Raw genomic sequence first — 23,070 nt, 5'->3', positions numbered from 1 at the left:
TCAGTTATATTTCATTTTAATGACAGTCACTGATTGAGCAGGCCATGAAGATACGAGCGACCGTCATCTGTGAGGAAGACCGCCACGTTTTGTTGGTGCGTAAACCCAACAGTCGATGGGCCCTGCCGGGCGGCACGGTCGAGCGCGGTGAAACCCACGCCAGCGCCGCCATCCGGGAGCTTGCCGAAGAAACCGGGCTGGACGCCGAGAACCTGCTCTACCTGATGCGCCTCAGCGATGGCGACACCGTACACCACGTGTTTGAAGCCTCGGTGGCCGACCTGCGCGCCGCCCGGCCACAGAATGAAATCAGCGACTGCCTCTGGCAGCCTTTGGACGCGGTGGCTCACTTGCAGATGAAAAAGGGCACCCGGGAGATCCTCGAGGCGTTTCGGCGGCGGTTGTAGCGAGCGGTTGCACGCATGCCTCAGATCAGACCCGCGATCCGTGGGATTACGCGCCGTTATTCAGCGCCCTTTGGCGCGTAGCTTGGACAGAGGTGCTTCATTGCTAACGGGTCTCCTGCTGCGTGTATTTGCATCGCCATTATTTCACCCTGAAGGGACGGGTCGGCATCGACTTGGGCGATTTCGCTCTTTAGCTCTGGAGTAACCCCTCGATCTGGCACGTTAAGCAAGTTCTGAAGCGAATAGTTCATCTCGGGCTTCTGCTCCGCACACATCCGACCGATCGCAACGGCAGTGATAGCCATAAGACGATCGTCATTGGTAGGAAAAGAAGTTTGTCCGACGCTAGTGAGCGCAGTGAACATCAGCAGAAAACCGCTTTTTGAAATCAAACGCATATCCGAAACATCCTAGAAAGATGACCGCGTTATAGCAGCAGAAGCACGAAGGTCAACCACTCCTACCTACCGACACCACTCACATTCATTTACCTCCGCGCCCAACGGCAATCCGCGGAGCGGATGAGTGCAGCCGAATTTTGTTGGATCAACACTCCGCCCGTCTGGAGGAGACCATGAACGCAGCTTTGAAACTCAGCCAGGAGCGTTTCGACGCTCAGTTGCCTCCGCCGGTGAGCGAGAGCCCTCGGGAAGAAGCCCGGGCGGAATGGATCTTCAGCGCAGTCGAGCAGTTGGTCCGGTTCGGCAGCGACGTTTCGTTCCAGCGCCGGATGCGCAAGCCGCAGGGCGTGACCGTGGCTCAGTTGGCCCTGGCCGTGGATGAGCACGTTAACGGCCGTCTGGCGGGCTGCGAGGTCCATTCCCCTGCTCTGGGTAATCTGCTTTGTCCTTAGGCAGTCGGCCCGATCAGAACGCGGTGGCCGACCTGCTAGGGCCTAGCGACCACCCACTCGGCACGCTCGGAGAAATCGCCCAGGCCCTTATTGAGCCCTTGGCCGATGACGCCCTGGTCGCCCAGGCAGAGGAAAATGAGCTGTGAGCGCTCACATCGACATCGACCATGCCCTGGAAACCCTTGACCACACAAGTGCCAAGGACTTGGACGACTCGCTGGCTGAAGGGCAGATCATCCGCCACTTCACCGCCGGCAGCATCACCCCTGAAGAGTTCAAACACTACAGCGCCCGCCTGCTGAAGATCAGTCGGCAGCGCAAGGAGTTGTCATGACCACGCCAATCCATAAATCGCTGATCGACGAGCAGATCGAAGAGCTGCCCGCTGACCGAATGATCCTGGCCTTCACCCATGAAAAGTGGTTGGGTGCCCTGTCGCTAGCACATGACGCCGGCATTCCCAACGTCCATGCCTGGAGTGGCCGGGCATGCCTTTGCGGTGAGTGGACTGTCGCTTATGGGGTGAAGGCGTGAGCTTCGAAGACAGCGTGGTCGAGGGTAGCCACTGCATGAGCTGCTGCCACCCCATCGGCGAGGACATCGGATATCCGCGCTGCTGCTGGAACTGCGGCGGCGAAAGTAGTGAACAGAATCCGCCAGGCCACAAAAAACGGGCAAAAGCCGAAGCCATGCAGCGCTTCGATGGCTGGCTGATGCGCACAGGACTTGCCTACAAGAAGCACAAAAACGGCTTCCACGTCGTGTTAACGCTCCCTGATGGACGGATGATCGATTGCTGGCCCAGCACGAAAAAGTGGCAGCTCCGTGGCCAGCCAATCAGCCGAAACGGAAAAGCCTTGCATAAATTGGTACTTCAACAACTGAGGCCATGGACATGAAAGCCCTCACTTGGATCCTCACCGCCGGCCTCCTCATGACCATGCTGGCCTACACTGTGGTAAGGAGCGCTCCACTGTCTGCCATGTGCCTCAGCTCTCCCAGGTGCTGCGATGACTAGTCGCCAAGCCGCGGCGAAGAGGAAGAGCCGCGGCGAAGTAGAGGTACGGTTTCACAGCCTGCCCGCTACGCGCCAGGCCTTAGCTGAGTTGACGGCCTGGTCCGGCATTGAAGAACAGGGCGAGGCCATCACGTTGATGATTCACCACCTACATGGCCTCGGCCCAGATGGCGCCCTGCCTTTGCTCACCCCGCCGCGACACGAATACGCGATACCCGAAAACGTGTCGCGGAAATTGAAGCTGGCCTACGACCGAGAAGTTTTGCGCCTTGGCCAGAACGCAACTCCTTGATTATCGAATGCTGATGTCGATTTCCTGCATCAGTTGTCCGTCTTCTAAAGGCTCGGCTTTGATAAAAACAGCCTGGACGTGTGAGTTCTTCTTCTTAAATTTTTCGTCGAGGAAAGCCTGCGCCTCACAAAACTCAAGCACCTGCAGATCATCGCCGCGCCTTTTGATTCTGTTGAAAGTCAGGCCTCCTTGAAACTCGAGGAGCTCTTCGGGATCGAGCCCTTCGAGCTGACGTTTAAGATCTCCAACAGTGAACGGGAAGTTACTCATCTTCTCTCCTTGAGCCGGCTCCTTGCCGGTCAACCGTAATACCCCACCCTCAACCAGACAGGTACGAAAGTGGGGTCTGATTAAGCAATTAATAGCCGCGGCCCGCTCATTGGAACAGGACGCTATGACTGCTAAGCAGGAGAGATATCCATAGTCGCTAGATACCACTTCCCTTGACGAATAGTATCGTGCGCCTCTGCAAGCGAAACGTTATTGAGAAGTCTTTCTTTGATATCGCTCAGAATCGCATCATCTACCTCGTCTAGAACGATGTGAACGGTCGTTTCATCAAGACGGGAAGGCTTAACCGACGAAGGACGTTCGGCCACAATCAACTTGTAAAACTCGGTACGGCCTGGATCATTAATCTCGCCCTTTTGGACGAACACATCAAAAATCCAAGCCAGGTTAGCGTTTTCAATCTGGTTCACTGTGAGTTTCATGTCGCTCCTTGATCCGGCTCCATGCCGGTCACCCGTAATACCCCAACCCAAACCAAATTGCCACCACCGGTCACGGAGGGGAAAGGCGCATCGTTGCTTTAAGGGTTGGCTGGCCTGTCTACACGTTGACCTGTTTCCAAATCCTCAAGCTTAAAGTCCCACCAGTCTTCACTTGGCACAGACTTGAGGCCGTACTCCCGACCAGCGATCAGGTTAACGTCTCGAAAAATCGGTCGTGTCGCCCGGGTCCCTGTCCACTTTTTTATTTCTAAGCGGTGGCGCCCCGCTGTCAATCGATATTCCGTCCGCTGCGTATACAGCGCATAGAGAGTATCTGCCCCATCCACGCTGGCGATCGTGAGCGTTTTTTCAATCGCCCGAATGCCAGCGGTTTGAGAGTTTGGCAGCCCTTCTGCCGCCTTTTCTGTGTACGACTTGCACCCAGCTGCCACCAACAACGTCGCGACACCGAGAATCCGTAGTCCTCGAGCAAACTGCATAACCTGCCTCGTCGATTCGCAAAATTGCTCTATTCAATCCCATCAACTATCAAATTGCCATCCTGGCTCACGGAGAGCGACGCCTGCACTGGAGAAAACCATGTCCCTGCTGCACCAGATACTGGTCGGCGACTGCATCGACATGATGCGAACGCTGCCGGACCAGTCGGTAAACACCTGCGTGACGTCGCCGCCCTACTTCGGGTTGCGGGATTACGGCATGGCTGACCAGATCGGCCTGGAACAGACACCCGCTGAATTCATTGCACGCCTGGTGCTGGTGTTCCGGGAGGTTCGCCGGGTGCTGCGCGATGATGGAACGATCTGGGTAAACATGGGCGACACATACGCTTCAATCGCCGGCGGTTACGTACCAGGTGGATCGACGGGAAAGCACGATATTGTCTCGCTCGCCACCCGCGGCGCGGTGTTGCGCGGCAAGCGACGGTCCCCGCCCAACGCTCTCAAGCAGAAAGATTTGATGGGTATCCCTTGGCGGCTCGCCTTCGCTCTTCAGGACGACGGCTGGTATCTACGCCAGGACATTATCTGGCACAAGCCGAACCCGATGCCCGAATCAACCAGAGACCGCTGCACCAAGGCTCACGAATATTTGTTTCTGCTGAGCAAGTCGCCTCGTTACTACTACGACCAGTCCGCGATCCAGGAGCCCGCCTTCGGGGGGCCAAACCGAAACAGCGATGCAGTTTGGGAGAAACGGGCCGAGCGCCGAGCACGTCATTCCAGGGCAACGGTTCGCCCAGCACGGCCAGGGCGATCCGCGCCAACGCCAGTCGCCGACACCAGGAACAAGCGGAGCGTGTGGACGGTGGCCACCGCTGGTTATTAGGGCGCACACTTGGCCACCTTTCCCCCCGAACTGATCCGGCCCTGCATCCTGGCCGGTGCGCCACGAGGTGGGGTTGTGCTGAACCCTTTCGGAGGCGCGGGCACCACGGCAGTGGTTGCGATGCACGAAGGACGGAGGTCCATCCTATGCGAGCTGAATCCGGAATACGCCGCGATGGCTGAGCGCCGTATTGCTGCGGCGTGGCTCGACGGCGCGGCGCAGATGGATGTGTTTCACGACTCTGTACCTGCGGCCTAAATGTTCACAAGTTAGGAAACTTAGGTTTCCAAAACTTGGTTTGCAACGCCGTGTTGCAATTGTCCCAGTACGCGATAATTGCATCTCGGGCGCCCTTGACAGTTTCGAACGTCCCGGTAGGCTCGGGGATCCCGTTGATTCCGTCATCTACCTGACAACTCAAAATTCCTCCAGGATATGAACGAACGACTCTGGCACGGGTAGCTCGCCCGATGTTGTTGAAGCCAGCCCCCTCAAGTTCAAGCACAACCTCAACCACCTTAACCATCCTACACTCCCTTCCCGGCGCCGTGCCGATCACCCGTAATACTCCATATCAACTCAGGCCGCCGCATTTTTACTGTCAGCTGGAGCGGAATATGAAAACCGCTGCGATCGCAATCACACAGACAACTCCAAACACCATCCTTGCGACCCAAGGAGCTGTCAACCAGAGGCCGGTGGCCCCAGCAATCTGTCCAATGTTTTTCTCGCTGAAATAGCGGCCAGAAGGCGGCTCGCGAAAAGGATTGCCGCAATGGGGGCAGGAGTAGGCTTTATCGGAGATCTTTGCATTGCATTCAGGGCAGTCAATTAGGCTCATTATTTTTTGTCCGTTTTCATTGATGGCTGCAAATCGATATGAAGACTTCATTTTCTGATTTTGGTTCTGGGGCAACCCCTATGACCAACGAATTACGTCAGCTAGCGAGGCCGGCGGCACGCTGACGCTGCGCGGACCTCTTACTCAGCTCACCGAGCAGCTCAAGCGCGCTTCCGCGTGATCACTCCCGGGACGGAATGATTAGTTTTTTGATACGGGCAATAGTTTCAGGATCGTCCGGCTCGTCAACGACAATCAACAAATGGCTTGTATCAGTGAGCTGGGCTGTGGTCGAGGGATGCACCAGTTGCGCCAGCCTCGGCCAAGTGAACACTTCAACGCCGGACTGATCTTGCGGACTGCCCACTAACATCACCGCGCTGTAGCTTTTCAGATCGACCTGATCGATCTCTGCCTCGGTAATCACTCGATCAACCATTTTGCTCTCCCGTGCCCGGCCCCATGCCGGGCCATCAACCAATAGCCCACAAACCCACTTCACGCCACCCTGGCGAGGCGAACTAGCCACTATTTTGCTATTGCACTAACTCGCCAGGCAGGTGAGCATCATCGTCTGATAAACGCCTGAGCCCGCAAGGATGTCCCTTTGAAACTGCCGATAGTCAAGAAAGAAAAGCTCCAACAAGCGCTAAAGCGTTTCGACGAGAAATTCCGAAACAAACCTGAGTGGAAAGACTGGACAAACAATCAGGCGCATCGCTACGCGGTTAGTGCAAACGATCGACTCTACCCAGCAAAAAAGATTGTGTCCCTGGCTACCGGAACGCCAGTGGGGCTTTTTTCGGGTGGACAGCCCACAAACGGATATCTGAAGCGCCACGGCTTCACAATTGTTAACTTGCCGCGGTCTACCGATCCAGAGCTGCGCTTTGTGAAGGGCCAGGTCTATGATCGGCAGACGGAGATTCATGACCTCTTCGGTGGAAGTAGACAGAGTGGAATCTCACCATCTGCTCAATCGCCTGCGGTATTCATCTTCACGGGTGATTCAGGCGCGCAATACGGATATGCCGACGAATACGATGACAATGGTGTATTTGCCTACACCGGCGAAGGCCAGTCCAGCGACATGACGCTTACCAAGGGAAATCTGGCCATTATTCAGCATGCTAATAAAGGAAAAGCACTTCATCTGTTTGAAGCGCTCGGAAAGAGCCTGGGCCAGCGTTACATTGGCGAGTTTTCTTACGCAAATCATGAGTGGTGCACCGGGAAGGATAAGCACGGAAACGAGCGGCAACTCGTCGTGTTTAATCTCGTACCTGTAGGGCTTGAGCTCTCTCTGGAAGACTTCGATTACGAGGAGGACGAAGTTGTTAGCGACGTCAGCTCGCTCGAAGAAGCAAGAGAGCTAGCACTTCTAGCGGCCGAGGCAGGTTCAGTTGGGGAGAAAGGATTCGCGTTAAGGACGGTATATTACCGGAGCAAGCGGATCGCTAACTATGTATTGAAAAGGGCTGGAGGGATCTGTGAGAGCTGCGGAAAACCAGCGCCGTTCATGAAGAAAAATGGATCGCCCTATCTGGAGCCACATCACGTTAATCGAGTATCTGATGGTGGTCTTGATCATCCCCGATTTATTGGCGCTATCTGTCCTGACTGTCACCGTGAAATTCATCACGGTCTTAACGGCGAAGCGAAGAACGATACACTCAAAAACTATGTAGCCAACATCGAGCGTTGATGTAACTGATTCAAGGGCGAGTCTAACTCGCCCTTACCTATTGCGCTGAACGCTTACTCATTCAACGGCACAAGTTTGAACTGTGCACCTGGTAGCGCGCGCGATGATACGCCCCACCTAAGTTCCTATCGAGCGCCGCATTTTGGGCATGATACTTCCGTCACGTCCTTCGTGTCATTGGATCCACCACGATCTCCTCACCGCACTTGCAAGTAGCCATGTGATGCCTCCTCTAGGGATTCCATGAGCGTAGACCAAACCAAACTTCAACCAATCACGCCACCCTGGCGAGGATCCCCTATGCCTATTCACAACATCGTCAGCATGAGCGGCGGTAAGGACAGCACAGCTACGTTGCTGGTTGCCCGCGAGCTGGAGGTGCCGAACCTCAGCGCAGTAGTGGCAGCGCAGTAGTGGCCGATATCGGGCATGAGCATCCAGAGACTTATGACTACATCCACTACCTGGCCGAAGCCACAGGCGTTCCCATCCGCTGGGTGAAGGCGGACTTCTCCAGGCAGATCGCTGGGAAGCGGAAATTCATCGAGACCAAGTGGCGCGAGAAAGGCGTGGCGGAATCTGTGGTGTTGGGAGCTCTGGAGATTCTGCACCCCACCGGCAACCCGTTCCTGGACCTGTGCCCGTGGAAAGGCCGATTCCCCAGTACCAAGGCGCGCTTCTGCACCGACGAACTCAAGCGCAATCCGATCATCGAGCATGCATATTTGCCGCTCATGGACAGCGAAAACATGCTGCTGTCCTGGCAAGGTGTTCGGGCTGATGAGTCGCCGGCCCGCAAGTACCTACCAGAGTGCGACGAGGTCGGGGGCGGACTATTCAATTACCGGCCCATTTTGAAGTGGACGATTGATTCGGTATTCGAGGCCCACCGGGCAGCTGGAATCAAGCCGAACCCGCTGTACTTGCAAGGCTGCAATCGCGTTGGCTGTATGCTCTGCATAATGTGCGTGAAAGACGAGCTCCGACAGATCGCCGCCCGGTGGCTAGGGGAAGTTGACCGGTTGCGCGAGTGGGAGCGACTGGTGAGCATCGCCAGCAAGCGCGGCGCGGCTACGTTCTTCGCTACCGTGACCGATCCTACTGTCAAAGTCAGATGACAAGGTCAGCGCTGTCACGCACGGCATTGACCGGATAGTCAACTGGAGCAACACGGCGCGGCGCGGGCGTCAGTCCGATATGGTCGACCTCATCGCCCGCTCTGATAGCCAAAACAGTTGCTCTTCAGCCTATGGTCTTTGTGAATGATTAAATTTATTCGCAGGACTGGTTTTCAGTTTCCCCTTCGCCTCAATTTCTGATTGAACTCTACCTGCCAGCTTCTGAAATGCGGCCGATTTTCTATGATCTGAAGCAACAAACATAATTTGCGCGCTATGAAACTCAAAGGGTTTTCGAGTGACAGCGCTTATTGACCGACCGACATACATGGAGAATTTCAAACCAAGTAGGCTGAATGTGTGGAGTCGATCTGCACCAATCCTTCCAGAAGTAGGAAACGTCATGACCGCCGAAGTATCTGCATCCGAATTGACATCGACGAGCAATAACACGTTATCCAGTGTTCCTTCGCCTAACAAAAACCTTCTAAATTCCAATTCGTAGTGGGGGCCGAGTGCGCGCTTGTAAGCATCACACTCATACCCCCAATCCCAAACCTGCGCCCTCCAAAAAATGCTAACCGCAAAGTAGAAGATCGAACTTACAACGGCCGCATCAAGCAAGCGCCCGTCGTACATATCGAATCTCTCACCTTTAGAGATAGATGCCTCAGAATTCAACAGGTCGAGCAGCGGGAACCCGGATGCAGTGGCCCAAAGCCGCCCCATTATCCTCTCGCCACTTTTGGAGAAAAGGTCTTCACACGACGTGCAAAGTAATGGGCGCTTAACTTGTCTATCCGTTTGGATCGCGCTTTTTCTACGAAGATTGATCAAAACAGGTGGACCGTTACCTGTCTCTCCCGTTCCTCGAACATGGGGGTAGGCAGCCGCAGGCATAAAATGGCTGTCGATAAGTTTGCCTTTTTCCTTCTTGCAAAGTCCGCAAATCATAATGTCCCTTCCCCAGAATCCATTCGTCCAATATACCGACGAGGTATGCCCATGCCCACAGAAAACAAAACGGCCGAGCCGCTGCCGACATTGGCGACCGGCGCCGCGCTTGATGCATCGACGTGGACCGACTCCGTCGAACGCCTCCGTTATCACTGCAGCGGCGCCGGCGTTAAATGGCACCACACAGCAGCCACCATTTTCACGGTGCAGACCAAGCGAATCGATTACGGCTACGAGATCGATTACGCCGAAGGCCGCGTTGTGTGCCTGGAGGATCGGTTGTGGTTCAGCCCGAAAGAGTACTGGGACGACCTCGATGGACGAGGACGACCAGCGGAACTATCTCACGGAGCTCGATGACCACACTGTCACTGGCTGGAACAAGCGCTGGGAGATCGTAAACAGCCACTTCACCCGGGAGGCCGCCCAAGCAGCGCGACTATGGCGAAATGCGCGTTTATGTCGAATCGCAGTACTACGCCTGGGAATTCGAAGCCATCAAGGAAGCGATCCTCGACGGCACGCTGACATTCATGCCAAAGCCGGTTGTGAATGCCCATGATCTGGTATCGATGGAGATTGCAGGATGAGCGAAGTTAAGCACTATTTCTGGGTTCAGAAGGCATGTCAGAGGGCGGAAAATCTCCGGACACTTATGTGAGAAGCACATTATGCGACGGGGTCACCGCCGAGAACCAGGCCCTACAACAGCGCCTGACCACGGCAGACAAGCGCATCGACGAGCTGGAGGGAAATTGGCCACCTTGGCGGCGGAGGCTGATGAAGAGGCTTATCCACTCTGCGACTACTGCGCCAAGCCTCTGGACTATGAGCCCTGGCACGGCAGCGAGGGTGAGAACCGGCACATTCGATGACCGTGAGCATGCTGCGCAAGCGCTTCGACGACGCGCGGGAAGCTGCCGGCATACCAAAAGCTGCGTTTCAGATGCGGGATCTGCGCGCAAAGGCCGCCACCGACAAAGAAGAGTCGACAGGCAGCATACGAGAGACCAGGGACCAGCTTGGACACACAACCGTAAGTATGACGGAGCAGTACATTCGCCGGCGCCGCGGTGCCAAAGTTACGCCGACGAAATAAGCGAATTGCGGAAAAGATTTTCAGATTGCGGAAAACACAAAGGGCCTACCCGGCAGAAAAAACCGTGCAAGCCCTTGTTTTATATGGTGCCCGAAGCCGGAATCGAACCGGCACGCCCTTACGAGCGGGGGATTTTAAGTCCCATGCGTCTACCAGTTTCGCCATTCGGGCGGTAGCGCGGTGTAGCCTTGAAAGGCTGGCAAGATGGGGATCTGCCAGGATCGAGGCGGGTGCAACAAGAAGGGGAATATATACATCCCTCCCCGGCGAAGCAAGGTTGCTCATGTCCTTTTCAAGACAAAACCTTTCCCTGCTCCGTAAACAAAAAAGCTCTGTAGATCATGGATCTACAGAGCTTTTTAAAAGTGGAGGCCGAAGTCGGAATCGAACCGGCGTAGGTGGATTTGCAATCCACTGCATAACCATTTTGCTATTCGGCCTCAAAACGTTCGATGCAATACAGCCACATCAACCGCGTACAAACCTGATCAGGAAAACAGGCTTTTTAAAAGCGCTATCTCCTTGAAAACATTGAGATTTTTTACGTCCCAGTGCGTTCGATGGGCGCAATTATGTACTCATTTCCCAAAGCTGACAACCCCTTGATTTCAAAAAAAAATTGGCGTCGAGCTGATTTCCGTGCCTGATGATTCACTCGGCGGTTGATGTCCGTGGCGAGGGAGCTTGCTCCCGCTGGGCTGCGCAGCAGACCTGTTTATGAGCGTTGCGCACTCAAGCGGGAGCAAGCTCCCACGCCACCGATCCCTCACTGACAGTCGCGGCCCAGGGTCATTGCCGGTAACATACCGGCCTCCCCCGCAACCCTTCGGCCACTCGCCGAATAAGCCGATTCCATGCCTTTTGAACTCAGCGTTGACCTCACTACCCTCGCTATCCTGATTCTTGTCGCGTTCCTTGCCGGTTTCATCGATGCCATTGCCGGCGGTGGCGGCCTGTTGACCACCCCGGCGCTGTTGACGGCGGGCCTACCACCGCACCTGGTCCTGGGCACCAACAAACTGAGCTCGACCTTTGGCTCGGCTACGGCCAGTTTCACCTTCTACCGGCGCAAGCTGTTTCATCCCCGGCAATGGACCCACGCCCTGGTCGGCACGCTGATCGGGGCCTTGGTTGGGGCGGTCGTCGCCCATTACCTGCCCGCCGAATGGCTGAACAAGATGCTGCCGGTGATCGTCTTCGCCTGTGGCCTGTACCTGTTGTTTGGCGGCACGCCCAAGGCCCCCCTGGACAGCGACGCCCCGATCAAGAAGACCTGGCAAGCACCCCAAGGCTTCAGCCTGGGTTTCTACGACGGTGTCGCCGGTCCCGGTACGGGCGCGTTCTGGACGGTCAGCAGCCTGCTGCTCTACCCCATCGACCTGGTCAAGGCCAGCGGCGTGGCGCGTAGCATGAACTTCGTCAGCAACATCGCTGCGCTGTCGGTGTTCATCTTTTCCGGGCAAGTGGACTGGGTCATTGGCCTGAGCATGGGTCTGTCGGTGATGACCGGGGCGTTCTTCGGGGCTCGCACCGCCATCAGCGGCGGCGCGAAGTTCATCCGGCCGGTGTTCATCACCGTGGTGTTGGGCCTGACGGTGCGTCTAGCCTGGCAGCACTGGTTCAGCATGGCCTAGACGACGAGCCACGTAGAGGTCGATCAGGTAGCGCGCGATGGAGCGCGAGGCCGGCAGCGGTGGCAGGTTGTGCACGTTGAACCACTGGGCGTCCTCGATTTCGTCCTCCTGGGGCACGATGTCGCCACTGGCGTACTCGGCGTGGAAACCCAGCATCATCGAATGGGGGAACGGCCAGCACTGGCTGCCCACGTACTGGATGTTCTTCACCTCGACGCTGACTTCTTCGCGCACTTCGCGCACCAGGCAGTCCTCGGCGGACTCACCAGGCTCGGCGAACCCTGCCAGGGTGCTGTAGACACCGCTGACGAAACGCGGAGAACGCGCGAGCAGGACCTCATCGCCGCGAGTGATCAACACGATCATGCTCGGCGAAATCCGCGGGTAGTGGCGCAAGTCGCAGGCATCACAGTACATGGCGCGTTCCCGTGGGACCTGGCTCATGCGCTTGCCGCAACTGCCACAGAATCGATGCTCGCGGGCCCAGGTGCCGATCTGCGCCGCATAGCCCAACACCTTGTAGAGCGTGTGGTCATCCTCGAGCATGAACGCCCGCAGGCCCTTCCAGTTGCACCCTGCTATCTCCTGCGTGCCCTGCAACTCCAGCAGGTACACCGGCTCGCCATCCAGGTGACCGATACCGTGTTCGGCAAGGATCGACAGGTCCTGGCGCTTGAGCCATTCGCGGGGAAACAGTGCGCCGTTGTCATCGAACAGAAAGCCTTCCGGGCTTCGGGCCACAGCCCAGCCGCCAGGAAGTTCGGTGTCGATTACTGCGGTGGTCCAGCGTGAAATCATGGTCAGTCAATCCAGAAATTCGGGTTTCTGTTTGCTCATATGGGCGGCCATGGCCACGCGCAGGTCGGTCGATTGCAACATGGCGGCGTTCCACGTGGCGACATACTCCAGCCCGTCGTCGATGCGGTGGTCGCGCATGTAGCTGATCATTTCCTTGGTGCCGGTCACGGCGATCGGCGACTTGGCGGCGATCTCCCGGGCAATGCCCATCACGCCGTCGAGCAAGCCGGCCGCGTCGCTGTAGACACGGTTGACCAGGCCAATGCTGCGCGCTTCGTCGGCCCCGAAGGTACGCCCCGTATAAGCGAGTTCACGCAGCATGCCGTCCCCGATGATCCGGGGCAAGCGTTGCAACGTGCCAACATCGGCGGCCATGCCGATATCGATTTCCTTGATCGAGAACTGGGCGTCCTCGGCTGCGTAGCGCATGTCGCAGGCCGCGATCAGGTCGATGGCACCGCCCAGGCAATAGCCCTGGATCGCCGCCAGCACGGGTTTGCGGCAGTTGTCGACGGCGTTGAACGAGGCTTGCAGTTGCAGGATCTTGCGTCGCAACAGGCGCGCATTGCGGCCCACGTCCTTGCCCATTTCGTTGGCCACGCCGGCCAGCATCATCAGGTCTATCCCCGATGAAAAATGTTTGCCGGCCCCGCTCAGCACCACCACCCGTGCCTCGTCGGTGTCATCGATCCATTGGAAGATCTCGATGATCTCGCTCCAGAACGCGGCGTTCATCGAATTGATCTTTTCCGGCCGGTTGATCTGCACGTGGGCGATGTTGTCTGCAAGTTCGACGCTGAACGCTTGGTATTGCGACATGGCAGTGATCCTTTACCGGCTGAAAAGAGGCCTGAACTATAACAAGCCAACGCGACGGGACGTAGGCAGTGCATCGGCCAAAAGCGGGACTCGATGGCAGCGATAAAGATGATCCGTGGCGAGGGAGCTTGCTCCCGCTGGGCTGCGCAGCGGCCCCATTTTTTGAGTGCTTCGCACTCAGGCATGAGCAAGCTCCCTCGCCACAGGCTAATTAATCAACCTTGTCAGTCGCCTCCAGCCGCCCGTCCCACCCTCCCCCCAGCGCGGCAATCAACTGCACGCTGGCGATCAGGCGGCTCTGCTGCAGGCTCAGCACGCTACGCTCATTGCTCAAGGCGGTGGCCTGGACAGTCACCACATCCAGGTACGCGATCAACCCGGCCTTATACTGGTTCTGGGTCAGGCGCAAGGACTCGCGAGCGGCATCGAGGGCCTCCTGGCGCACACGCGCCTCATCTTCCAGCACCTTGAGCTGGATCATGTAGTTCTCCACCTCACGAAAGCCGTCGAGCACGGTCTGGCGATAAGTGGCGACGGTCTGGTCGTAGGCGGCGACGCTGCGGTCGACTTCCGCCGAGCGCTGGCCGCCGTCGAACAGGGTCATGGCCAGCTGCGGCCCAACCGACCAGAAACGGTTCGGCACGCTCACCCAGTTGTCATAGGTACTGCTGCTGTAGCCACCGCTGAGGCTCAAGGTCAGGTCCGGGTAATAAGCCGCCTTGGCCACGCCGATGTTAGCGTTGGCGGCCATCACCGAGCGCTCGGCCGAGGCGATGTCCGGCCGGCGCTCGAGCAGTTGCGAGGGCAGCGCCACCGGGATTTGCGGCAGCGCCGGGACCTCCTGGGTCTCGGCCAGGTTGAACTCGGCCGGCGGCAGGCCCATCAGCACGGCGATGGCGTTTTCGAACTGGGCCCGCTGCCAGATCAGGTCGATCAGGTCGCCCTGGGTGGTCTTGAGCTGGTTCTGGGCCTGGGCTACCGCGTCCCTGCCGGAAACGCCGGCGCGGTATTGGTTCTCGGTCATTTTCAGCGAGCGCTGATAGTTGTCGACGGTGCTTTGCAGCAAACGCTTCTGTTGATCGAGAACCCGCAGTTGCAGGTAGTTCTGCACCAGCTCCGACTGCTGGCTCAGGCGCATGGCGGCGAGGTCGGCAAAGCTGGCCTGGGCGCTCGCCTCGTCGGCTTCGAGGGTACGCCGCAGCTTGCCCCAGATGTCGGCCTCCCAACTGACGCCCGCCTGGGCGTTGTAGGTGTCGCGGATACCGCTGGATGAACTGCTCAGGCTCGAACTGCTGCTGCCGGTGCCCTGGCTGGAGCGGGTCTTGCCCACGGTCAGGTCCACGCTCGGAAAAAACGCGCCCCGGGCACTGCGCACCAGCGCCCGGGCCTGGCGGTATTGCGCCTCGGCCTGGGCCACGGTCTGGTTGGAGGTATTGAGCGTTTCCACCAGGCCGTTGAGCTGCGTATCGCCGTACAACTCCCACCAGGCGCCTCGGGCCAAGGCGTCGCTGGGATTGGCCTGGCGCCAGCCCTGGGCCTGTTTGTACTGCGCTGGCGCGGCGGCCGACGGGCGCTGGTAATCCGGGCCGATGGCGCAGGCACTGAGCATCGCCACGCACAGCGCCAGGCTCAGTCCCCGTGACCCACGGGCGGTCGCCAACACGGTGGCAAGATGGAAAGGCGAACGATCGGTCATAGCGGAGTTTCCAGGGCAGCATCAGTGCGCACGCCGCGCCAGCGGTTGAAGCGATGGCGCAACTTATCAAGATAGAGGTACACCACCGGCGTGGTGTAGAGGGTCAGGACCTGGCTGAACACCAGCCCGCCAATGATGGTCAGGCCCAGCGGCTGGCGCATTTCCGCGCCTTCGGCATTGCCGAGCAGCAGCGGCAAGGCCCCCAGGATCGCCGCCAGGGTGGTCATCAGGATCGGCCGCAAGCGCAGCAGGCAGGCACTGCGGATCGATTCGAGCGGCGATTGGCCGCCTCGCTCCAGTTGCAGCGCCAGGTCGATCATCAGGATCGCGTTTTTCTTCACCACACCGATCAGCAGGAACAGCCCCAGCAGTGAAATCAGGCTGAACTCGCTGCCCAGCGCATAGATCGACAGCAACGCGCCGACCCCGGCCGATGGCAGCGTCGAGAGGATGGTCAGCGGGTGGATGTAGCTCTCGTACAGCACGCCCAACACCAGGTAGACCGCCAACAATGCCCCGAGAATCATGAACGGCTGGCTCTTCTGGGTCGCCGCGAATGCGTCGGCGGTGCCGGCCATCTTCACGATGACGTCTTCGGGCATGCCGAGCCTGGCAATGGCGCGCTCGATGGCAGCGCTGCCCTGCTCCACCGTCACGCCCTCGGCCATGTCGAACGAAATGCTCTCGGAGGCGAACTGGCCTTCATGGCTGACCCGGTCGTCTTCCAGGCTGTTCTCGTAATGGGCAATGGTCGACAGTGGCACTCGCGCGCCGTCGGCCGTGATCACCTGGACTTGCTCCAGGGTGCTCGGGTCCTGGGCGTACTTGGGATTGACCTCCATCACCACCTGGTACTGGTTGAGGCTGTCGTAGATGGTGGAGATCTGCCGTTGGCTGTAGGCGTTGTTGAGCACCGCCGTGACCATGTTCATGTCGATGCCCAGGCGCTTGGCCTGGTCGCGGTCCACCACCAGTGTCACTTGCTGCGCCCCGCCACCGTCGCGCGCGTCGATGGCGGTCAGCTCCGGCAGGGCACGGAACGCCGCCGTGACCTTGGGGTACCACTCGCGCAGGGACGCCAGGTCGGCACTTTGCAGGATGTAGGAATACTGCGAGGTGGTCTGCTCGCGCCCGCCACCGAACTGCAGGTCCTGGTCGGCCATCAACATGAGCTGGGCACCAGGAACCTTGGGCATCTCCTTGCGCAAGCGCTCGATGACTTTCTGCGCGGAAATCTCCCGGTCCTTGATCGGCTTGAGGCGCACCAGCATGAAGGCATTGTTGGTGCCGTTGTTGCCGCCAATGAAGCCAGCGACGCTCTGCACCGCATCATCCTTGAGCACAGCACGCCGGAAGATTTCCATCTTCGGTTGCATCACGTTGAACGACAGCCCGTCATCGCCGCGCACGAAACCGATCAACTGGCCGGTGTCCTGCTGCGGCATGAAGGTCTTCGGCACCACCACGTACAACGCCACGTTCACCCCGATGGTCACCAACAGGCTGAGCAAGGTCAGGCGGCGATGGCGCAGGACCCAGTCCAGGCTGGTGGCGTAGCCACGCACCATGCGCTCGTTGAGCCGCTGACTCCAGCGTTGCAAGCGGTTTTCCTGCCCCGGCACGTGCGGCTTGAGCCAGCGGGCGCAGAGCATTGGCGTGAGCGTCAGCGAAACCACCAGCGAGACCACGATGGACGCGGCCAGGGTGATGGAGAACTCGCGGAACAAGCTCTCGATGATCCCGCCCATGAATAGGATCGACAGGAACACCGCCACCAGGGAGACGTTCATCGACAGCAGGGTAAACCCGACTTCACTCGCCCCCAGGTAGGCCGCCTTCATCGGCGCCACGCCCTCGTCGATGTGCCGGGAAATGTTCTCCAGCACCACGATGGCATCGTCCACCACCAGCCCGGTGGCAAGGATCAGCGCCATCAGCGACAAGTTGTTCAACGAAAAGCCGTACAGGTACATCACCGCGAACGTGCCCACCAGCGACACCGGTACCGCCAGGGTCGGGATCAGCGAAGCACGGAAGTTGCCGAGGAACAGGAACACCACCAGCACCACCAGGGCCACGGCGATCAGCAGGGTCATTTCCGCTTCATGCAAGGTCGCCTTGATCACCGGCGAGCGGTCCATCGCCAGGTTCAGCTTGACGCTGGCCGGCAGCACCGCCTGCAACGCCGGCAACTGGGCCTTGATCTCGTTGACCGTCTCGATGATGTTGGCCCCGGCCTGCCGGTTGATCACCAGCAGCACCGCGGCATCGTCATTGAAGAAACCGCTGTTGTAGCGGTCCTCGACGCTGTCGGTGACTTTCGCCACGTCCTTGAGCCGCAACACCGAGCCATCCTGGTAACGGATGATCAGCGTTTCGTAGTCCTTGGCCTTTTCCAACTGGTCGTTGGCCTGGACCTGCCACATGCGCCGCTCGTCCTCCACCGACCCTTTGGGCCGGCGCACGTTGCTGTTGGCAATCGCGGTGCGCACGTCATCCAGGGCCACGCCGTACTGGTCCAGCGACTTGGGCTCCAGTTCGATGCGCACCGCCGGCAGAGAGCTGCCGCCGATCTGCACTTCACCGACGCCCGAGACCTGGGACAGGCTCTGGGACAGGATGGTCGAGGCCAGGTCGTAGAGCTGGCCTTTCTCCAGCACGTCCGAGGTCAGCGACAGCACCATGATCGGTGCCTGGGACGGGTTGACCTTCTTGTAGGTGGGCATGCTGCGCATGCCACTGGGCAACAGGTTGCGCGAAGCATTGATCGCCGCCTGCACCTCCCGCGCCGCGCCGTTGATGTCGCGGTCCAGGTCGAATTGCAAAATGACGCGGGTGGAGCCCTGGCTGGAGCGGCTGCTCATGGTGTTGACCCCGGCGATGGCGCCGAAGGAGCGTTCCAGGGGCGTTGCCACCGTCGACGCCATCACTTCCGGGCTGGCGCCCGGCAGGCTGGCCTGGACGACAATCACCGGGAAATCCATCTGCGGCAGCGGCGACACCGGCAACAGGCCGAAGCACACCCCGCCGAGCAGCGTGATGGCGAAACTCAGGAGCATGGTTGCCACGGGACGGCGGATGAAGGGGCCGGAGAGGTTCATCAGCAACCGCTCCGGGCTTCAATGCGCAAGTTGTCGTGGCGAGGGAGCTTGCTCCCGCTTGAGTGCGCAGCGCTCACACGAGGGGCCGCTGCGCAGCCCAGCGGGAGCAAGCTCCCTCGCCACGGAGCGTTCGCCCGCCCCAGGTTTTCGGGCGTCGCCGTCATGCCTGCACCTCTTTCCCATCCGGCTTGGCGAAGCGGCGGCCCAGGCGGTCGAAATACAGGTAGATCACCGGCGTGGTGAACAGCGTCAGCACCTGGCTCACCAGCAGCCCACCCACCATCACCAACCCCAGGGGTTGGCGCAGTTCGGCGCCGGAGCCGGTGGCCAGCATCAGCGGCACCGCCCCGAACAAGGCGGCCAGGGTGGTCATCAGGATCGGCCGAAAGCGCAGCAGCGCGGCCTGGTAGATCGCCGTCTGCGGGTCCACGCCCTGGTTACGTTCGGCGTCGAGGGCGAAGTCGATCATCATGATCGCGTTCTTCTTGACGATGCCGATCAGCAGGATGATGCCGATGATCGCGATCATCCCCAGGTCGTTGCCGGTGAGGATCAGGGCCAGCAAGGCGCCGATGGCCGCCGATGGCAGCGTGGACAGGATCGTGATCGGGTGGATGTAGCTTTCGTACAGCACACCGAGGACGATGTACATGGTCACCACGGCCGCCAGGATCAGTAGCAAGGTACTCGACAGCGAGGCCTGGAACGCCTGGGCCGCACCCTGGAACTCGGTCTGTACCCCCAGCGGCATGCCGATGTCGTGCTGGACCTTTTCGATCACCTCCACCGCGTGCCCGAGGGCCACGCCGGGGGCGAGGTTGAACGACATCATCACCGCCGGGAACTGGCCGATGTGGGCAATCGCCAATTGCGCCTGGCGTTCCTCGACCCGGGCCAGGCTCGACAGCCGCACTTGCCCGCCGTCGGTGGTCTTGACGTGAATCTGGTCCAGCGCCTGGGGCCCGATGCGCTCCCCGGCCTGGGCCTGCAGCACCACGCGGTACTGGCTGGCCTGGGTGTAGATGGTGGAAATCTGCCGCTGGCCGAAGGCGTCATACAAGGCATCGGTGATGTTCGACACCGACACGCCCAGGCGTGACGCGGCATCGCGGTCGATCACCAGATAGACCTGGAGGCCCTTGTCCTGCAAGTCGCTGGCGACGTCGGTCAGTTCCGGCTGGCTGGCCAGGGCTTCGACCAGCCGACCGCTCCAGAGGCTGAGCAACTCGGCGTCCGGCGACGACAGGCTGAACTGGTACTGGGTGCGGCTGACCCGGTCCTCGATGGTCAGGTCCTGCACCGGCTGCATGAACAGGCGGATGCCCACCAGTCGATCCAATTGCGGCTGCAACCGGGCAATGATCTCGGTGGCGCTGTCATCCCGTTCGCCGTGGGGCTTGAGGTTGATCAACAGGCGGCCGCTGTTGAGCGTGGCGTTGTCGCCGTCCACGCCGATGTAGGACGACAGGCTGTCCACCGCTGGATCGGCGAGGATCACCTTGGCCAGTTGCTGCTGGCGTTCACTCATGGCGGCAAACGAAATCGATTGCGGCGCTTCGGAAATGCCTTGGATCACGCCGGTGTCCTGCACCGGAAAAAATCCCTTGGGCACGGCCAGGTACAGCACCACCGTCAGCACCAGGCTACCCACCGCCACCAGCAGGGTCAGCGGCTGGTGCTTGAGTACCCACTGCAACCGGCGTCCGTAGCCGGCGATCAACCAATCGATCCAGGCCCCGCTGGCGCGGTAGAAACGGCCTTGTTCGTGTGCCTTGGGTTCACGCTTGAGCAGGCGCGCGCACATCATCGGCGTCAGCGTCAGGGACACCACCAGGGAAATCAGGATCGCCACCGCCAGGGTGATGGCGAACTCACGGAACAGCCGCCCTACCACGTCCGCCATGAACAGCAGCGGGATCAGCACGGCGATCAGCGACAGCGTCAGGGATACCAGGGTGAAGCCGATCTGCTTGGCCCCCTTGAGCGCGGCCTGCAACGGACTGTCGCCTTCTTCGATATAGCGGGCGATGTTTTCCAGCATGACGATGGCGTCGTCCACCACGAACCCGGTGGCGATGGTCAGGGCCATCAGCGTCAGGTTGTTGATGGAGAAGCCCGCCAGGTACATCACGCCGAATGTCCCGATCAACGACAGCGGCACCGCCACGGACGGGATGATGGTGGCGCTGACACGGCGCAGGAACAGGAACGTCACCATGACCACCAGGGCAATGGCGATCAGCAGTTCGTGTTGCACATCGGTGACCGAGGCGCGGATGGTCTGGGTACGGTCGGTGAGCACGGTGACGTCGAGGCCGGCTGGCAGGTTGTCAGTGATGCTGGGCAGCAGGGCCTTGATCCGATCCACCACCTCGATGACGTTGGCCCCCGGCTGGCGCTGGATGTTCAGCAGCACGGCCTGGTTTTCGTTGGCCCAGGCGGCAAGGCGCTCATTCTCGGCACCATCGACGATCTGCGCCACATCCTTGAGCCGCAACGGCGCGCCGTTGGCATAGGCCAGGATCAGCTCGGCGTAATCCTTGGGCGAGGTCAACTGGTCGTTGGCGTCGAGCATCGAGACCCGGGTCGGGCCGTCGAAGTTGCCCTTGGGCTGGTTGACGTTGGACGCACCGATCAGCGTGCGTACATCCGCCAGGTTCAGGCCGTTGGCCGCCAGCGCCTCGGGGTTGACCTTGATCCGCACCGCCTGGCGCTGGCCACCGGCAATGGTCACCATGCCGACCCCGCTGATCTGCGCGATCTTCTGCGCCATGCGGGTGTCCACCAGGTCATTGAGCTTGGGCAGCAGCATGGTCTTGGAAGTAATCGCCAGGGTCAGCACCGGGGTGTCCGCCGGGTTGACCTTGTTGTACACCGGCGGCGCCGGCAGGTCGTTGGGCAGCAGGTTGGTGGCGGCGTTGATCGCCGCCTGCACCTGTTGCTCGGCGACGTCCATGTTGATTTCGAGATTGAAGCGCAGGGTGATCACCGACGCGCCACCGGAACTGGTGGAGGCCATCTGCGTCAGGCCCGGCATCTGCCCGAACTGGCGCTCCAGGGGCGCGGTCACCGCACTGGTCATCACATCGGGGCTGGCGCCGGGGTACAGGGTCATCACGCGGATGGTCGGGTAATCGACCTGGGGCAACGCCGACACCGGCAACAGCCGATAGGCGATCAGGCCGGCCAGGACGATGGCCAGCATGCTCAGGGTCGTGGCGACCGGACGCAGGATGAACAGCCGCGAGAGATTCATGCGCCGCCCTTTTTCGCCTTGTCGGCCGCTGCCGATTCAGCCGGCGCCGCCGCGGTCTTGCCCTGCAAGTGTTCGGTGGGTGAAGTGGGCACGTCCTGGCTGTCGTTGACCACTTCCACTTCGCTGCCTTCCTTCAGGCGGTCGGTGCCTTCCAGCACCACCCGATCGCCGGCGGCCAGGCCTTCGGTGACCACGGTGTTCTCGCCGTCGCTGGCGCCGATCTTGAGTTTCTTGAGGGTGACTTTCTTGTCGCCCTCCAGGGCATAGACAAAGGTGCCATTGGTGCCGAACTGGATGGCGGCCGTCGGTGCCAGGATCACGCCCTTGAGGGTGTCGGCCAGCAGGCGCACGTTGACGAACTGGTTAGGAAACAGCGACTGGTCGCGGTTATCGTAGCGAGCCTTGAACTTCAGGGTGCCGGTGGTCACGTCGATCTGGTTGTCCAGGCTCTGCAGGACACCCTTGGCCTGGAGTTTTTCGTCACCCCGGTCCCAGGCTTCGACCGGCAGCTTCGCGCCACTGTGGTAACGGGCCAGCACGGTTTCGAGGCTGTTTTCCGGAAGGGTGAACACGACGCTGATTGGTTGGGTCTGGGTGATGACCGCCAGGGCCGTGGTGTCGTTCGCCGCCACCAGGTTGCCGACATCCAATTGGCGCAAGCCGACGCGCCCGGAGATCGGCGCACGGATCTTGGTGAATTCAAGGTTGAGCCTGGCGTCGTTGACCGCCGCCTGGTTGGTCTTCACCGTGCCCTGGTACTGGCCTACCAGCGCGGCGGCCGTATCGAGAGTCTGCTTGGCGATGCTGTCTTCGGCATACAGCCCGCGATAACGCTCCAGATCCACTTGGGCATTCTTTAATTGCGCCTGGTTCTGCAACAGCGTGCCTTCGGCCTGGAGCAACGCGTTCTGGTATGGACGCGGGTCGATCTCGGCCAGCAGGTCGCCGGCCTTGACCATCTGCCCTTCTTCAAAGGCAATCTTGACCAGTTCCCCGCCCACCCGGCTGCGCACATTGATGGTGTTGAGCGCCGTGACCGTGCCCAGCGCCTTGTAGTACAGCGGGAAATCACCGGTGACCGCCGGCGCCACGCGGACCGGGATCGGCCCCGAGGCGCCGCCGAATCCAGGCCGCATGCCGCCCGAGCGTCCCATGTGCCCGGCTGCGGCCTTCTGCCCTGCCCCAGGCTTCTGGGTCGTGCTGGAGGGCCAGAACTTCCAGGCCAGCAGCGCGACGACCAGGAGGATAAGCAAGCCGAATAGCCAGCGGCGGGGATGACGGGAAACAGAGGATTGCATGGAGTGATCAACCATTGGGCGCGTGGGCTTCTTCTACGGGAGGCTGAACGATAAGCACTGGGCGGTATTTAGCAAAGCGGCTTTACCGGCAATTTACCTTGGGCTTACCTTTCGT

General features: G+C 59.8%; 24 protein-coding genes, 2 tRNA genes and 2 pseudogenes. 13 read left to right on the top strand and 15 right to left on the bottom strand.

The genetic code is table 11. From position 1 onward, the window contains the following. Window positions 1-44 precede the first annotated feature (44 nt). Window positions 45-407 (top strand): NUDIX domain-containing protein, encoded by a 363-nt coding sequence (locus V3H56_RS12745; protein ID WP_042731643.1) that lies wholly within the window; start codon window positions 45-47, stop codon window positions 405-407. 56 nt (window positions 408-463) lie between these two features. On the opposite strand, the gene V3H56_RS12740 is transcribed toward V3H56_RS12745, so the two are convergent. Next, complete coding sequence (locus V3H56_RS12740; RefSeq protein WP_047738151.1) at window positions 464-805, bottom strand: hypothetical protein; 342 nt, start codon at window positions 803-805, stop codon at window positions 464-466. A 176-nt stretch (window positions 806-981) separates the two neighbouring features. Here V3H56_RS12740 and V3H56_RS12735 point away from each other — a divergent pair, with 176 nt between their 5' ends. The 5 genes from V3H56_RS12735 (at window position 982) to V3H56_RS12715 (ending at window position 2,570) form a co-directional block, all read left to right on the top strand. Beyond that, complete coding sequence (locus V3H56_RS12735) at window positions 982-1,260, top strand: hypothetical protein (RefSeq protein WP_234407879.1); 279 nt, start codon at window positions 982-984, stop codon at window positions 1,258-1,260. Window positions 1,261-1,402: 142 nt separating this feature from the next. Further along, window positions 1,403-1,594, top strand: a complete 192-nt coding sequence (locus V3H56_RS12730) for a hypothetical protein (protein WP_047738149.1) — start codon at window positions 1,403-1,405, stop codon at window positions 1,592-1,594. Next, the gene (locus V3H56_RS12725; protein ID WP_047738147.1) at window positions 1,591-1,794 is read left to right on the top strand and encodes a hypothetical protein; all 204 of its coding nucleotides are present in this window, start codon (window positions 1,591-1,593) and stop codon (window positions 1,792-1,794) included. Before V3H56_RS12730 ends, V3H56_RS12725 begins: the two co-directional genes overlap by 4 nt. After that, on the top strand, window positions 1,791-2,159 hold the full coding sequence (locus V3H56_RS12720) for a hypothetical protein (RefSeq protein WP_234407877.1): 369 nt from the start codon (window positions 1,791-1,793) through the stop codon (window positions 2,157-2,159). The genes V3H56_RS12725 and V3H56_RS12720 overlap by 4 nt, the downstream gene beginning before the upstream one ends. Before the next feature lie 111 nt (window positions 2,160-2,270). Continuing rightward, window positions 2,271-2,570, top strand: coding sequence for a hypothetical protein (locus tag V3H56_RS12715; RefSeq protein ID WP_047738145.1), 300 nt, complete (start codon window positions 2,271-2,273; stop codon window positions 2,568-2,570). Here the strand turns inward: V3H56_RS12715 and V3H56_RS12710 are convergent, their stop codons facing one another. The 3 genes from V3H56_RS12710 to V3H56_RS12700 form a co-directional block, all read right to left on the bottom strand. Continuing rightward, complete coding sequence (locus V3H56_RS12710) at window positions 2,571-2,840, bottom strand: hypothetical protein (RefSeq protein WP_047738143.1); 270 nt, start codon at window positions 2,838-2,840, stop codon at window positions 2,571-2,573. It lies immediately after the preceding gene. 131 nt (window positions 2,841-2,971) lie between these two features. Next, a complete protein-coding gene (locus V3H56_RS12705; protein ID WP_047738141.1) occupies window positions 2,972-3,283 on the bottom strand; it encodes a hypothetical protein in 312 nt (103 codons plus the stop codon). Window positions 3,284-3,381: 98 nt separating this feature from the next. Further along, window positions 3,382-3,783, bottom strand: coding sequence for a hypothetical protein (locus tag V3H56_RS12700; protein WP_047738140.1), 402 nt, complete (start codon window positions 3,781-3,783; stop codon window positions 3,382-3,384). 100 nt (window positions 3,784-3,883) lie between these two features. Between V3H56_RS12700 and V3H56_RS12695 the strand changes: the two are divergent. Further along, window positions 3,884-4,891: pseudogene (locus V3H56_RS12695) on the top strand (site-specific DNA-methyltransferase). A 343-nt stretch (window positions 4,892-5,234) separates the two neighbouring features. On the opposite strand, the gene V3H56_RS12690 reads toward V3H56_RS12695, so the two are convergent. Both V3H56_RS12690 and V3H56_RS12685 read right to left on the bottom strand, forming a co-directional pair. Beyond that, window positions 5,235-5,525 (bottom strand): zinc ribbon domain-containing protein, encoded by a 291-nt coding sequence (locus tag V3H56_RS12690; protein ID WP_234407875.1) that lies wholly within the window; start codon window positions 5,523-5,525, stop codon window positions 5,235-5,237. A gap of 130 nt (window positions 5,526-5,655) precedes the next feature. Then, on the bottom strand, window positions 5,656-5,913 hold the full coding sequence (locus V3H56_RS12685) for a hypothetical protein (RefSeq protein ID WP_047738135.1): 258 nt from the start codon (window positions 5,911-5,913) through the stop codon (window positions 5,656-5,658). Window positions 5,914-6,081: 168 nt separating this feature from the next. Between V3H56_RS12685 and V3H56_RS12680 the strand changes: the two genes are divergently transcribed. After that, on the top strand, window positions 6,082-7,179 hold the full coding sequence (locus V3H56_RS12680; protein ID WP_047738133.1) for an HNH endonuclease: 1,098 nt from the start codon (window positions 6,082-6,084) through the stop codon (window positions 7,177-7,179). 413 nt (window positions 7,180-7,592) lie between these two features. Beyond that, window positions 7,593-8,297, top strand: coding sequence for a phosphoadenosine phosphosulfate reductase family protein (locus V3H56_RS12675; protein WP_234407873.1), 705 nt, complete (start codon window positions 7,593-7,595; stop codon window positions 8,295-8,297). Between the two features lie 129 nt (window positions 8,298-8,426). Here the strand turns inward: V3H56_RS12675 and V3H56_RS12670 are convergent, their stop codons facing one another. After that, window positions 8,427-9,251 (bottom strand): hypothetical protein, encoded by an 825-nt coding sequence (locus V3H56_RS12670; protein WP_144419438.1) that lies wholly within the window; start codon window positions 9,249-9,251, stop codon window positions 8,427-8,429. Between the two features lie 51 nt (window positions 9,252-9,302). Between V3H56_RS12670 and V3H56_RS12665 the strand changes: the two genes are divergently transcribed. The 3 genes and pseudogenes from V3H56_RS12665 to V3H56_RS12655 form a co-directional block, all read left to right on the top strand. After that, window positions 9,303-9,614, top strand: coding sequence for a hypothetical protein (locus V3H56_RS12665; RefSeq protein WP_234407871.1), 312 nt, complete (start codon window positions 9,303-9,305; stop codon window positions 9,612-9,614). 89 nt (window positions 9,615-9,703) lie between these two features. Then, entirely contained in the window at window positions 9,704-9,844 is a 141-nt protein-coding gene (locus tag V3H56_RS12660; RefSeq protein WP_234407869.1) for a hypothetical protein, read from the top strand. Window positions 9,845-10,125: 281 nt separating this feature from the next. After that, window positions 10,126-10,353: pseudogene (locus V3H56_RS12655) on the top strand (tyrosine-type recombinase/integrase); the annotation flags it as partial. An 84-nt stretch (window positions 10,354-10,437) separates the two neighbouring features. Here V3H56_RS12655 and V3H56_RS12650 read toward each other — a convergent pair. After that, window positions 10,438-10,524 (bottom strand) — tRNA-Leu (locus V3H56_RS12650). A 195-nt stretch (window positions 10,525-10,719) separates the two neighbouring features. After that, window positions 10,720-10,793: transfer RNA gene (locus V3H56_RS12645), tRNA-Cys, on the bottom strand. A 414-nt stretch (window positions 10,794-11,207) separates the two neighbouring features. Between V3H56_RS12645 and V3H56_RS12640 the strand changes: the two genes are divergently transcribed. After that, entirely contained in the window at window positions 11,208-11,987 is a 780-nt protein-coding gene (locus V3H56_RS12640; RefSeq protein ID WP_042731997.1) for a TSUP family transporter, read from the top strand. On the opposite strand, the gene nudC is transcribed toward V3H56_RS12640, so the two are convergent. The 6 genes from nudC to V3H56_RS12610 form a co-directional block, all read right to left on the bottom strand. Then, on the bottom strand, window positions 11,955-12,785 hold the full coding sequence (nudC, locus tag V3H56_RS12635) for an NAD(+) diphosphatase (RefSeq protein ID WP_042731998.1): 831 nt from the start codon (window positions 12,783-12,785) through the stop codon (window positions 11,955-11,957). The two genes, V3H56_RS12640 and nudC, sit on opposite strands and share 33 nt — an antisense overlap. A 6-nt stretch (window positions 12,786-12,791) precedes the next feature. Beyond that, window positions 12,792-13,604, bottom strand: coding sequence for a crotonase/enoyl-CoA hydratase family protein (locus V3H56_RS12630; protein WP_042731999.1), 813 nt, complete (start codon window positions 13,602-13,604; stop codon window positions 12,792-12,794). Between the two features lie 211 nt (window positions 13,605-13,815). Then, a complete protein-coding gene (locus V3H56_RS12625) occupies window positions 13,816-15,300 on the bottom strand; it encodes an efflux transporter outer membrane subunit (protein WP_042732000.1) in 1,485 nt (494 codons plus the stop codon). After that, window positions 15,297-18,401: an efflux RND transporter permease subunit gene (locus V3H56_RS12620; RefSeq protein WP_338474701.1), complete on the bottom strand. Its 3,105-nt coding sequence runs from the start codon at window positions 18,399-18,401 to the stop codon at window positions 15,297-15,299. Before V3H56_RS12620 ends, V3H56_RS12625 begins: the two co-directional genes overlap by 4 nt. Before the next feature lie 160 nt (window positions 18,402-18,561). Then, a complete protein-coding gene (locus V3H56_RS12615) occupies window positions 18,562-21,657 on the bottom strand; it encodes an MdtB/MuxB family multidrug efflux RND transporter permease subunit (RefSeq protein WP_042728235.1) in 3,096 nt (1,031 codons plus the stop codon). Beyond that, on the bottom strand, window positions 21,654-22,970 hold the full coding sequence (locus V3H56_RS12610) for an MdtA/MuxA family multidrug efflux RND transporter periplasmic adaptor subunit (protein WP_047738128.1): 1,317 nt from the start codon (window positions 22,968-22,970) through the stop codon (window positions 21,654-21,656). Before V3H56_RS12610 ends, V3H56_RS12615 begins: the two co-directional genes overlap by 4 nt. Window positions 22,971-23,070: the final 100 nt, after the last annotated feature.

It is taken from the genome of Pseudomonas sp. MS646 (assembly GCF_036693845.1).
Taxonomy (GTDB): domain Bacteria; phylum Pseudomonadota; class Gammaproteobacteria; order Pseudomonadales; family Pseudomonadaceae; genus Aquipseudomonas; species Aquipseudomonas chlororaphis_E.
This window is presented reverse-complemented; position numbering and strand designations above follow the sequence as displayed.

What these genes read in the sequence shown, in the direction of transcription:
- V3H56_RS12745 (WP_042731643.1), top strand. Translation starts at nt 45, where the DNA reads ATGAAGATACGAGCGACCGTCATCTGTGAGGAAGACCGCCACGTTTTG.
- V3H56_RS12740 (WP_047738151.1), bottom strand. Translation starts at nt 805, where the DNA reads ATGCGTTTGATTTCAAAAAGCGGTTTTCTGCTGATGTTCACTGCGCTC.
- V3H56_RS12735 (WP_234407879.1), top strand. Translation starts at nt 982, where the DNA reads ATGAACGCAGCTTTGAAACTCAGCCAGGAGCGTTTCGACGCTCAGTTG.
- V3H56_RS12725 (WP_047738147.1), top strand. Translation starts at nt 1,591, where the DNA reads ATGACCACGCCAATCCATAAATCGCTGATCGACGAGCAGATCGAAGAG.
- V3H56_RS12715 (WP_047738145.1), top strand. Translation starts at nt 2,271, where the DNA reads ATGACTAGTCGCCAAGCCGCGGCGAAGAGGAAGAGCCGCGGCGAAGTA.
- V3H56_RS12710 (WP_047738143.1), bottom strand. Translation starts at nt 2,840, where the DNA reads ATGAGTAACTTCCCGTTCACTGTTGGAGATCTTAAACGTCAGCTCGAA.
- V3H56_RS12705 (WP_047738141.1), bottom strand. Translation starts at nt 3,283, where the DNA reads ATGAAACTCACAGTGAACCAGATTGAAAACGCTAACCTGGCTTGGATT.
- V3H56_RS12700 (WP_047738140.1), bottom strand. Translation starts at nt 3,783, where the DNA reads ATGCAGTTTGCTCGAGGACTACGGATTCTCGGTGTCGCGACGTTGTTG.
- V3H56_RS12690 (WP_234407875.1), bottom strand. Translation starts at nt 5,525, where the DNA reads ATGAAGTCTTCATATCGATTTGCAGCCATCAATGAAAACGGACAAAAA.
- V3H56_RS12685 (WP_047738135.1), bottom strand. Translation starts at nt 5,913, where the DNA reads ATGGTTGATCGAGTGATTACCGAGGCAGAGATCGATCAGGTCGATCTG.
- V3H56_RS12670 (WP_144419438.1), bottom strand. Translation starts at nt 9,251, where the DNA reads ATGATTTGCGGACTTTGCAAGAAGGAAAAAGGCAAACTTATCGACAGC.
- V3H56_RS12665 (WP_234407871.1), top strand. Translation starts at nt 9,303, where the DNA reads ATGCCCACAGAAAACAAAACGGCCGAGCCGCTGCCGACATTGGCGACC.
- V3H56_RS12660 (WP_234407869.1), top strand. Translation starts at nt 9,704, where the DNA reads ATGCGCGTTTATGTCGAATCGCAGTACTACGCCTGGGAATTCGAAGCC.
- V3H56_RS12640 (WP_042731997.1), top strand. Translation starts at nt 11,208, where the DNA reads ATGCCTTTTGAACTCAGCGTTGACCTCACTACCCTCGCTATCCTGATT.
- nudC (WP_042731998.1), bottom strand. Translation starts at nt 12,785, where the DNA reads ATGATTTCACGCTGGACCACCGCAGTAATCGACACCGAACTTCCTGGC.
- V3H56_RS12630 (WP_042731999.1), bottom strand. Translation starts at nt 13,604, where the DNA reads ATGTCGCAATACCAAGCGTTCAGCGTCGAACTTGCAGACAACATCGCC.
- V3H56_RS12625 (WP_042732000.1), bottom strand. Translation starts at nt 15,300, where the DNA reads ATGACCGATCGTTCGCCTTTCCATCTTGCCACCGTGTTGGCGACCGCC.
- V3H56_RS12620 (WP_338474701.1), bottom strand. Translation starts at nt 18,401, where the DNA reads ATGAACCTCTCCGGCCCCTTCATCCGCCGTCCCGTGGCAACCATGCTC.
- V3H56_RS12615 (WP_042728235.1), bottom strand. Translation starts at nt 21,657, where the DNA reads ATGAATCTCTCGCGGCTGTTCATCCTGCGTCCGGTCGCCACGACCCTG.
- V3H56_RS12610 (WP_047738128.1), bottom strand. Translation starts at nt 22,970, where the DNA reads ATGGTTGATCACTCCATGCAATCCTCTGTTTCCCGTCATCCCCGCCGC.